At 68.6% G+C, this 12,079-nt stretch carries 4 protein-coding genes; 1 reads left to right on the top strand and 3 read right to left on the bottom strand.

Annotation, left to right across the window (positions count from 1 at the left end):
- Positions 1-6 precede the first annotated feature (6 nt).
- A complete protein-coding gene (locus EV372_RS23180; protein ID WP_130397752.1) occupies positions 7-510 on the bottom strand; it encodes a DUF4188 domain-containing protein in 504 nt (167 codons plus the stop codon).
- A 75-nt stretch (positions 511-585) separates the two neighbouring features.
- On the opposite strand from EV372_RS23180, the gene EV372_RS23175 reads away from it, so the two are divergent.
- A complete protein-coding gene (locus tag EV372_RS23175) occupies positions 586-1,212 on the top strand; it encodes a MerR family transcriptional regulator (RefSeq protein WP_130397751.1) in 627 nt (208 codons plus the stop codon).
- Positions 1,213-1,378: 166 nt separating this feature from the next.
- Here EV372_RS23175 and EV372_RS23170 read toward each other — a convergent pair whose 3' ends face one another.
- Together EV372_RS23170 and EV372_RS23165 are read right to left on the bottom strand one after the other, a co-directional pair.
- On the bottom strand, positions 1,379-2,200 hold the full coding sequence (locus EV372_RS23170; protein WP_253793064.1) for a methyltransferase domain-containing protein: 822 nt from the start codon (positions 2,198-2,200) through the stop codon (positions 1,379-1,381).
- Between the two features lie 113 nt (positions 2,201-2,313).
- Entirely contained in the window at positions 2,314-12,021 is a 9,708-nt protein-coding gene (locus EV372_RS23165) for a non-ribosomal peptide synthetase (protein WP_130397750.1), read from the bottom strand.
- Positions 12,022-12,079: the final 58 nt, after the last annotated feature.

Below are 12,079 nucleotides of genomic sequence, written 5' to 3'. Positions count from 1 at the left end.
CGAGCGTCATTCCACCGGATTCTCCGCCGCCACGGTGGCCCCGTCCGCCAAGCGCGCGCGGGCCCGGTGGTGCCGCTTCTCCACGGGCCGGATCCCGGTGGCCCCCGGCAGCCCCATGGGAGGGGTCCCGACGTACATGCTCTCGGCCCGCTCGACGACGAAGGTCTCGTGCCAGATCCCGATCGCGTCGGGGTTCCTCCTCACCATGGCGTTGAACTCCGTCCACGCCGGCCGGTGGCTCAACGACCGGTCGGAGGCGTAGTCGTAGAGCTTGTCGACCGAGGACCAGTACTGCACGATGTACGGCCCGCGGTGGTTGAACAGCATGTCGTAGCCGAGCATGCCGGAGTCCGGGTCCTCGGAGAGTTCGCGCAGCATCCGCCGCATGGCGGACTCGACGGAGAACCACAGGTCCGGCCGCCACCAGTGGTTGAACGTCGCGCCGATGTGGAACACCACCAGCTCCCCGGCGTACTGGTGCGTGACCCGTCCTGGGACAACCTTGGCCATTGCCGCTCCCCCTGCTAGATAGTGACACTATCGAATCATAGATAGCGGTACTCTCCAAAGCAAGGGGGTGCCACGATGCTCATGGCGGAACTGTCGGCGAAGTCCGGTGTGCCCGTGTCGACGATCAAGTACTACCTGCGAGAGGGCCTGCTACCGGAGGGGGTGCGAACGTCGGCGACCCGGGCCGCCTACGGGGGCGTCCACCTCCACCGCCTCAGGGTCGTTCGTGCGCTGATCGACGCCGGAGTGAGCGTGGCCGGAGCACGGAAGGTCATCGCCACCCTGGACGACCCGCCGGAGAACGTGTCCGATCTGATCGGTGCCGCACACGCCGCGGTCCTACCCCGGAGCGAGGGCGAGATCGACCTCGCCGACGCCGAGCGGCTGGCCGAACGGCTCGGATGGCAGCCGGGGATGTGCGAGCGCGAGTCCCTTGAGGACGTCGCGAGGTCCCTCGACACCCTGCGCCAGGCCGGGTTCGAGATCTCCCCGAACGTCATGACCGCGTACATCAGGGCCGTGGAGACCATCGCGGCGGCCGAGGTCTCCGACATTCCGGTCGACGACCCCGAAGAGGCGGTTCGGTACGTGGTGCTGGGCACGGCGCTGGCCGAACCCCTCCTGCTCGCCCTCCGCCGCATGGCCGAACAGATCACCGCGGTCCGGCGCTTCCCCCCGAAAGACCAGCACGGCAACGGCTGACGCGGACGGGAAACCGGACGGATCTGCGAGCGGCCGCTCCGCACACCGTTTTTTCACAACGGTGTGGAATTCCGCCGACCGACGGAATCCGCGGGCCGCCCGCGGGCCGCCGGGAACGGTTCCCGACGACCCGTGTTCAGGGTGCCGTCCGACGTCGGGGCACCGTTCAGAACTTCTTCCAGACCGTCACGTGCGCGTTGAAGTAGTCGTACTCCCGGGGGTTCTGGCGCAGCACGGCGGGCTCGTCCCCCTCGTGCACCAGGGAGAACCCGGCCTTCAGCCTCTCCTTGAGGTGGTCCTCGCTGGACATCGAGCCGTCGGGGGATCCGAACCACTTCTCCGGCTTGCTGAACTCCGGATACCAGGACCAGGGGCAGGCGACCACGAGCAGGCCGCCGCTGCTCAACGGGCCTCCCTCGGTGAGGAACTGGTCCAGGCAGCCGCCGGGGTCCGGCACCCGGTCCAGGACGTTGGACAGGACCACCACGTCGAAGGAGCCCAGGCCGTCCAGGTCGCAGGCGTCGCCGACCTGGAAACCCACCTCGCAGCGCTCCGATTCGTCCCGGACCCGGAAGGTGACCTCCTGGCTGAACGGGCCCTGTTGGATGACGCCGAAGGTCCCCCCGCCGTGCAGGGTCAACGAGGAGGCCACACCGATCGAGCGTGCGCTCACGTCGAGTCCGAGCACCTTTTCCTCGACCCAGCCGCTCAGCGCGTGGGAGACCCCTCCCACGCTGCATCCGACGTCCAGGGCTCGAAGGACCCTCGTCTCCGTCCGCGAGGCGGCGAGCTGGAGCACCCGTGACAGGCGCTGCGGGTACCCGTGCGCCATGGCCAGGGGATGGTCGCGCTCCCCGAAGACGTCCTCCAGGGATCCGTAGTGCATCAACAGGTACTTCGAGATGTCCCGAGAAGCCTCGTAGACATCTTCGAGTGAATCGTCGAGAAGTAGCTCGTCGCCCTTGACCAGGGTCGGCAGAGTTTTCAAATTCCACTCCCATTGTCCATGGAAAATACAGTGAAATGCACAGCCGTTCACACATGAGCAGGAGAGAAACGGCATTCCGAGAACGCTTCTCCCGGAGGAGGATCGCCCTTTCCCTATCGGCGCTTCTTCAGCAGGCTGGGCTGCTCGGGCCCGGATTCGTCCAGCAGGGGAAGCAACCCCGCCACCGTGGGAGCCTCGAAGAGTGCTCGTACTCCCGCGCGCACGCCCAGGACCGAGCGGACCCGGCCCATCAACCGGGTCGCCGACAACGAATGCCCACCCAAAGCGAAGAAATCGTCGTCGATCCCGACCCGCTCCACCCCGAGCACCTGGGCGAAGAGTCCGCACAGAACTTCCTCGCGCGGGTTGCGCGGAGTACGCCCCTGGCCTGCGGTGATGTGGGGTGCAGGCAGCGCGGAACGATCGACCTTGCCGTTGACGGTCAACGGCAGTGCGTCGAGTTCCACCACGGCCCAGGGCACCATGTACTCCGGCACCACCCGACCCAGATCACGGCGCACCCGCTCGGAATCGATCGTCCTGCCCGGTTCGGGGACCACATAGGCCACCAGGCGCTTGTCACCATCCGCGCTCTGATGCACCGACGCGACCGCGTCAAGCACCCCGTCCAGGGCCGTGGTGGCGGCTTCGATCTCACCGAGTTCGATGCGAAAGCCCCGTACCTTGACCTGGTCGTCGGAGCGGCCCACGAACACCAGCTCGCCCTGAGGGGTCCAGCGGACCAGGTCCCCGGTGCGATACATCCGCTCACCGGGTGCGAAAGGGCAGGCCACGAACCGCGAAGCGGTCACAGAAGGCTGGTTGACATACCCCCGAGCCAGACCCGCACCACAGATGTAGAGCTCACCCACCACCCCGGCCGGGACCAGGGACAACCCCTCGTCCACAACGAACACCGACGTGTTGTCCAGCCCCGCACCCAACGGGACCACCTCACCCGGGCGCACCCCGCCCCGCCAGGGCACCTGCGTGGCGCACAACGTCACCTCGGTCGGACCATAGGTCGTACGCACCACCATCTCCGGGAAAGTCTCGACCACCCGCCCCACACCAGACGCCGAGACCACATCACCCCCGGTGGTGACCTCCACCAACCCCGCCAAGGACTCCACCGACTCCTCAGCCACCACCCGGAACATGCCCGCGGTCAGACTCAGATGCGTCACCCCGTGCACGGGGACGATCCGGGAGAGCGCCTCGGCGTCCACCTCACCCGCGGGAGCCACCACCACACATCCACCCGACAACAACGCGGCCCAGATCTCGTAGGTGGACGCGTCAAAAGCATGCGGAGCATGGAACAACACCCTGCTGGAAGCGCCCACACCCCAACAGGTGTCCATGGCCAGATCCACCACACCCTGATGGGTGACCGCGATCCCCTTCGGAGCCCCCGTGGTCCCCGACGTGAACATCACATACGCCAACTGATCGGGGAAGGCACGGTCTCCGTCCCCGAGGCCAGAGTCCGCCTTCAACACCTCCGGAACAGGTGCGGTGTGGTCGCAGACCACCAGCTGGGGTCCCTCGCCCTCCCCCCAGGGCCAGGCCTCATCTCGAACGAACCCGGAATCGACCACCACCACCGGCGACCCCGACCCGCCCACCAACTCACGCACCCGGCCCACCGGCAACCCCGAGTGCAACGGCATATACGCACCACCCGCCTTGAGCACACCCAGGAAAGCCACCACCACATCCACCGACCGGCCCATCACCACCGGCACACACACCTCACGACCCACACCAGCCCCACGCAACACACCAGCGAAAACATCCGACCGCGCGTCCAACTCCGCATACGTCAACCGCTGCGTACCGGACTCGACCGCCACCGTCTGAGGGGATCGCGCCGCCTGGGAGTGGAAGGAGTCGATGATGGTGTCCGGTGTGTGCGCGGTGGTCGGGCCCGTGCCCCAGGTGCGTAGCTGGTCGTGTTCGTCTGCTCCCAGGATGTGCAGGTCGCGGACCGCCACCCCCGGATCCGCGCACACCTGCTCCACCACCCGCACCAGGCGCTCACCCAAAAGACGAGCGCTGGCCTGGTCGAACAGGTCACGGGCATAGACCACGCTCACCCGCAGCCCGCCCGCAGCATCCACCCCGAACCCGAAGAACAGATCGAACTTGGCCGCCACCTCCGCGACCTGCACCGACACACCCTCCACCCCGGGCAGCTCCACACCCGAGTACCCGCCGTCCTCCTCCCAGGCCACCGACACCTGGAACAGGGGATGGCGGGACAGCGACCGCGAGGGGCGCAGCGCTTCCACCACCCGCTCGAAGGGAACCTGGGCGTGATCGAAAGCCGCCAGATCCGCCTCCCGCACCCGCCCCACCAACTCCGTAAAAGACGGATCACCGCTCAGGTCGGTGCGCAGCGCCACCGTGTTGACGAAGAACCCGACCAGGTCCTCCAACGCCGGATCCTCACGCCCCTCCACCACCGTGCCCAACACCAGGTCGGTGCCCGCACCCAACCGGCTCAACACAGCGGCCACCGCCGCCTGGGCGACCATGAACACCGTCGCGCCACTGGCCCGGGCAAGGGCGCGCACCCGCCCCGCCGCCCCTTCGGGGGCGGCCACGCTGACCTGCCCTCCCTGGTAGGAGGAGACGGCCGGGCGGGGCCGGTCGGTGGGCAGCACCAGCTCTTCCGGGGCTCCGGCCAGGTGCTGGCGCCAGAACCCGACCTGTTCCCGGGCCAGGTCGGTGGGTTCATCGTCGCCGCCCCACAACTCGTGCTGCCACAGCGCGTAGTCCACGTACTGCACCGGCAGCTCCTCCCACCGGGGGACCTGACCGCTACACCGGGCCTGGTAGGCCTGTCCCAGATCCCGGGAGAACGGACCCATCGAGGCCCCGTCCCCCGCGATGTGATGCACCACCAACACCAACACCCACTCACCGACATCGGCCACACACTCGACCCCGGCACCCCTAGAGGACGCGGTGTCCTTAGAGGACGCGGCATCCACGAAGGCTCCGGCCGGGTCTGCCCCGTGGACGGCGTTCTCCTCCCCACACCCATCGGAGCCCGGAACCACATGCACCAGATGGGCGTGCACGGGAATGTCGTGTTCCAGGTCGAACAGGTGAGCCGCGTGATCGGCCACCACCGCAGCCACCCGGTCAGGGGCGCACTCACTCACCCCCAACCCCACCCGGGCCGAGCCCGGCTCCAACACCCGCTGCACCGGCTCGCCGTCCACCTCGGCGAACACCGTCCGCAACACCTCGTGCCGACCCACCACGTCATTGAGCGCCGCACCCAACGCACCCACATCCACCGGCCCCCGCACACGCGTCACCACCGGAATGTTGTACGTGGCCGAAGCGCCCTCCAACCGCGACAGGAACCACAACCGGCGCTGAGCAAACGACAACGGCACCACACCAGGCCGCCGCCCCACACGCGACAACCCCACCGCCCCACCTGAGCCCTCCGCCCCCTCCAACCGGGGCAGCAACCCCGCCACCGTGGGAGCCTCGAAGAGTGCTCGTACTCCCGCGCGCACGCCCAGGACCGAGCGGACCCGACCCATCAACCGGGTCGCCGACAACGAATGCCCACCCAAAGCGAAGAAGTCATCGTCGATCCCGACCCGCTCCACACCCAGCACCTGGGCGAAGAGTCCGCACAGGACCTCCTCGCGCGGGTTGCGCGGAGCGCGGCCCGTTCCCGAGACCACCTCCGGGGCGGGGAGCGCGGATCGGTCGACCTTGCCGTTGACCGTCAACGGCAGCGCGTCGAGTTCCACCACGGCCCAGGGCACCATGTACTCCGGCACCACCCGACCCAGATCACGACGCACCCGGTCGGAATCGATCGTCCTGCCCGGTTCGGGGACCACGTAGACCACCAAACGCTTGTCGCCGTCCGCGCTCTGGTGCACCGACGCCACAGCGTCAAGCACCCCGTCCAGGGCCGTGGTGGCGGCCTCGATCTCACCGAGTTCGATACGAAAGCCCCGTACCTTGACCTGGTCGTCGGAGCGGCCCACGAACACCAGCTCGCCCTGAGGGGTCCAGCGGACCAGGTCCCCGGTGCGATACATCCGCTCACCGGGTGCGAAAGGACAGGCCACGAACCGTGAAGCGGTCACAGAGGGCTGGTTGACATACCCCCGGGCCAGACCCGCACCACAGATGTAGAGCTCGCCCACCACCCCGGCCGGGACCAGGGACAACCCCTCGTCTAGAACGAACAGCCGAGTACCCGCAACCGGACCACCAATAGTCACCGGCTCACCCGGCCGCAGCTCCGTACCACTCGCACAAACCGTCGTTTCTGTCGGACCGTAGGAATTGATCAGCCTGTGGTCACGTGCCCACCGCTGGACGACATGCTCGGTGACCGCTTCGCTCGCGGTCACCACCACCGCGCCCGGAGGCAGACCGTCGTCGGGGAGCGCGGCGAGCATCGAGGGGGTCACCGTCAGGTGGGTGATCCGCCCGGCCTCGCCCGTCACTCCCTTGGCGTCCAGCAGGTCTTCCGGCCGACCGACCACCACACAGCCACCGGTGAGCAGCCCCATCGCGATCTCCCACACGGACCCGTCGAACCCGATCGACGCGGTCTGCATGATCCGGCTCCCCGGCCCTGCCGACAGATCGATCGAGTGGCGTTTGACCAGCCGGTCGATTCCGGTGTGGGTGACGGCCACCCCCTTGGGCACACCGGTCGATCCCGAGGTGTGGATGACATAGGCGGTGTTGGCCAACCTCAACGCAGACACACGATCGCGGTCGCTCAAAGGCCCGCACGCATACCCCTCCAGGTCCAACTCCTGGAGGAGGACGGACTCGATCCCCTCGGGCGGCACGGCGGCGGTCCCATCGACCAGCGCCAGACGGGCCCCGGTCCCAGACACGATGTGCCGCTGACGCGCGGGCGGATAGTCCGGATCCACGGGTACGTACACACCACCCGCCTTCATCACCGCGAGCAGGCCCACCACCAGCCCCACACCCCGGCCCATCGACACCACCACGGGCACTTCCGGACCCACCCCACGCGCCACCAACCACCGCGCCACACGATTGGACCGCGCGTCCAGTTCCGCATACGTCAACCGCTGGGACTCGCCTTCCAACGCGGGAGCGTGCGGAGTGCGGGCGACCCATTCCTCGAAGAGAGCGGGGAAGGTTCGCGGCTCGATACCCGGCGCGTTGTTGAACTCGGCGAGGATCTGGTGTCTCTCTTCAGCTCCCAGGATGTGCAGGTCGCGGACCGCTACCCCCGGATCCGCGCACACCTGCTCCACCACCCGCACCAGGCGCTCACCCAAAAGACGAGCGCTGGCCTGGTCGAACAGGTCACGGGCATAGACCACGCTCACCCGCAACCCGCCCGCAGCATCCACCCCGAACCCGAAGAACAGATCGAACTTGGCCGCCACCTCCGCGACCCGCACCGACACACCCTCCACCCCGGGCAGCTCCACACCCGAGTACCCCCCGTCCTCCTCCCAGGCCACCGACACCTGGAACAGGGGATGGCGGGACAGCGACCGCGAGGGGCGCAGGGCTTCCACCACCCGCTCGAAGGGAACCTGGGCGTGATCGAAAGCCGCCAGATCCGCCTCCCGCACCCGCCCCACCAACTCCGTAAAAGACGGGTCGCCGCTCAGATCGGTGCGCAGCGCCACCGTGTTGACGAAGAACCCCACCAGGTCCTCCAACGCCGGATCCTCACGCCCCTCCACCACCGTGCCCAACACCAGGTCGGTGCCCGCACCCAACCGGCTCAACACAGCGGCCACCGCCGCCTGGGCGACCATGAACACCGTCGCTCCGCTGGCCCGGGCAAGGGCGCGCACCCGCCCCGCCGCCCCTTCGGGGGCGGCCACGCTGACCTGCCCTCCCTGGTAGGAGGAGACCGCCGGGCGGGGCCGGTCGGTGGGCAGCACCAGCTCCTCCGGGGCCCCGGCCAGGTGCTGACGCCAGAACCCGACCTGTTCCCGGGCCAGGTCGGTGGGCTCATCGTCGCCGCCCCACAACTCGTGCTGCCACAACGCGTAGTCCACGTACTGCACCGGCAGCTCCTCCCACCGGGGGGTCTGCCCAGCGCACCGGGCCTGGTAGGCCTGTCCCAGATCCCGGGAGAGCGGACCCATCGAAGCCCCGTCTCCCGCGATGTGGTGCACCACCAACACCAACACCCACTCCTGAACAGCACCCGCCGCAGACCCCTGGTCAGAACCTGGACCGGCCTCCTGAACAGAACCTGGACCGGTCTCCTGGTCAGCATTCGTCTCAGGTAGCACCCGCACCAGATGGGCGTGCACGGGAATGTCGTGTTCCAGGTCGAACAGGTGAGCCGCGTGATCGGCAACCACCCCACCCACCCGATCAGGGGCGCACTCACTGACCCCCAACTCCACCTGCCCCCCGGTGTCGGCCTCCAGCACCCGCTGCACCGGCTCGCCCCCGACTTCGGCGAACACCGTCCGCAACACCTCGTGCCGACCCACCACGTCATTGAGCGCCGCACCCAACGCACCCACATCCACCGGCCCCCGCACACGCGTCACCACCGGAATGTTGTACGTCGCCGAAGCACCCTCCAACCGCGACAGGAACCACAACCGACGCTGAGCAAACGACAACGGCACCACACCAGGCCGCCGCCCCACACGCGACAACCCCACCAACCCACCTGAACCCCCCGACCCACCCGAACCTCCGGACTCCTCCAACCGGGGCAACAACCCCGCCACCGTAGGAGCCTCAAACAACACCCGCACCCCCGCGCGCACGCCCAGGACCGAGCGGACCCGACCCATCAACCGGGTCGCCGACAACGAATGCCCACCCAAAGCGAAGAAGTCATCGTCGATCCCGACCCGCTCCACCCCGAGCACCTGGGCGAAGAGCCCGCACAGGACCTCCTCGCGCGGGTTGCGCGGAGTACGCCCCTGGCCTGCGGTGATGTGGGGTGCGGGCAGCGCGGAACGATCGACCTTGCCGTTGACCGTCAACGGCAGTGCGTCGAGTGCCACCACGGCCCAGGGCACCATGTACTCCGGCACCACCCGACCCAGATCACGACGCACCCGCTCAGGGTCCACCTCACACCCGGGTTCGGGGACCACATAAGCCACCAGGCGCTTGTCACCATCCGCGCTCTGATGCACCGACGCCACAGCGTCAAGCACCCCGTCCAGGGCCGTGGTGGCGGCCTCGATCTCACCGAGTTCGATGCGAAAGCCCCGTACCTTGACCTGGTCGTCGGAGCGGCCCACGAACACCAGCTCCCCCTGAGGGGTCCAGCGGACCAGGTCCCCGGTGCGATACATCCGCTCACCGGGTGCGAAAGGACAGGCCACGAACCGTGAAGCGGTCACAGAGGGCTGGTTGACATACCCCCGGGCCAGACCCGCACCACAGATGTAGAGCTCGCCCACCACCCCGGCCGGGACCAGGGACAACCCCTCATCCAGAACGAACACCGACGTGTTGTCCAACCCCGCACCCAACGGGACCACCTCACCCGGACGCACCCCACCCCGCCAGGGCACCTGCGTGGCGCACAACGTCACCTCGGTCGGACCATAGGTCGTACGCACCACCATCTCCGGGAAGGCCTCGACCACCCGCCCCACACCGGACGCCGAGACCACATCACCCCCGGTGGTGACCTCCACCAACCCCGCCAAGGACTCCACCGACTCCTCAGCCACCACCCGGAACATGCCCGCGGTCAGACTCAGATGCGTCACCCCGTGCGCGGGGACGATCCGGGAGAGCGCTTCGGCGTCGACTTCACCCGCGGGAGCCACCACCACACGCCCACCCGACAACAACGCGGCCCAGATCTCGTAGGTGGACGCGTCAAAAGCATGCGGAGCATGGAACAACACCCTGCTGGAAGCGCCCACACCCCAACAGGTGTCCATGGCCAGATCCACCACACCCTGATGGGTGACCGCGATCCCCTTCGGAGCCCCCGTGGTCCCCGACGTGAACATCACATACGCCAACTGACCAGGCCGCACACCACCGACGTCCGTACCCGTCACCGCGGGAGCCGCCAACCCCGTGTGGTCGCAGACCACCAGCTGGGGTCCCTCGCCCTCCCCCCAGGGCCAGGCTTCATCTCGAACGAACCCGGAATCGACCACCACCACCGGCGACCCCGACCCGCCCACCAACTCACGCACCCGGCCCACCGGCAACCCCGAGTGCAACGGCATATACGCACCACCCGCCTTGAGCACACCCAGGAAAGCCACCACCACATCCACCGACCGGCCCATCACCACCGGCACACACACCTCACGACCCACACCAGCCCCACGCAACACACCAGCGAAAACATCCGACCGCGCGTCCAACTCCGCGTACGTCAACCGCTGCGCACCGGACTCGACCGCCACCGCCTGCGGGGAACGCTCCGCCTGGGAGCGGAAGGAGTCCACCACCGTGCCCTCGACGACCGGGGTCGCCGGGCCCGCCCCCCAGGTGCGCAACCGGGCCCCCTCCCCCGGGACCAGGACCTCAAGCGCGCCGACCGCCGATCCTGGATCGGCGCACACCTGCTCCACCACCCGCAGGAAACGCTCACCCACCAGCCGCACCGTGCCCTCGTCGAAGGAGTCGGTCCGGAAGTTCAGGTCGAACCCGAAGGCCGGTTCGGTCCGGTAGGCGAGGACCAGCGGGTAGTGGGAAGCGTTCGTCACCTCCGGCCGCGTGACGCTCAGCCCGTCGACCGCGTCGTCCCGGAACGCCCCCGCGTACTGCTCGGACGTCACCATCACGTTGAACAGCTCACCGGAGATCCCGGCCGCCTCCTGGGCGGCGAAGAGCCCGAGGTCCTCGTGGCCGAGCAGCCGCAGGTGCCTGCGGTGCAGGGCCCCGAGCAGCTCACCGAACGTGGTGGCGCCGGTGAGGTCCACCCGGACCGGCATCGTCGTCACGAACTGCCCCGCCATGCCCTCCACACCGTCGAAGCGGGGGTCGCGCCCATGGCTGGTGGCGCCGAAGACCACCTGCGACCTCCCCATGAGCCTGGCCAGCAGAACGGACAGCGCCGCGTGGACGAACGTACTGACCGTCACCCGGTGCTCCGCGCACAGGGACTCGACGGCGGCCGACACCTTCGCGTCGACCTCGAACCTCACCCGTCCGGAGTCGGAGGCCGCGGGCCCGCCCTCTCCCCCGGGAAGGTCCAGGTGCGTGGGCCCCTCGACCCCGCTGAGTTCCTCACGCCACAGCCGGGTGCTCTCCTCCCTCTCCTGCGTGGAGAACCACCGCGCGTAGTCGGAGAAGCGGGCCGCCGGTGACAGCGAGGGCGCGTCCGGGCCCTCCTGGTAGAGGGTGAACAGGTCGTTGAGGAGCACATCGGTGGACCACCCGTCGACGACGATGTGGTGCTGGTTCAGGACCAGGCGCCAGGCGTCTCCCCCCGAGGTGGAGAAGAGCAGGAAGCGGACCAGCGGTGCCTGCTCCAGGTCGAACGCGATGCGCCGGTCCTTCTCGACGGTCTCCCGGCACTCCTCGTCGAATTCCTCCCCCTCCACCACGTGTTCGGCCCATGCGACCGGGACGGTCTCCCTGACGGCCTGGACGGTCTCCCCGTCGCGCCTCTGGTGGAAGCTCGTGCGCAGGGCGGCGTGCCGGTCCACGAGCCGCTGGGCCGCGCGGCGCAGCCGCTCCGCGTCCAGGCGCCCGTCCATGTCTACGGCCACCTGCTGCGTGTACTGCGACCGGTCGGCCTCGTCGTAGAGGGAGTGGAAGAGGATCCCCTGCTGCGCCGGGAGGAGCGCGACGATGTCTTCGACGGCGGGCTTGGCCATGGGTACCAACCTCAGGGTGGGGGGTGGGGAGTGGGGGGTGGGTTTCTCACCGCGTCCG

It is taken from the genome of Nocardiopsis sp. CNZ308 (assembly GCF_004217075.1).
This window is presented reverse-complemented; position numbering and strand designations above follow the sequence as displayed.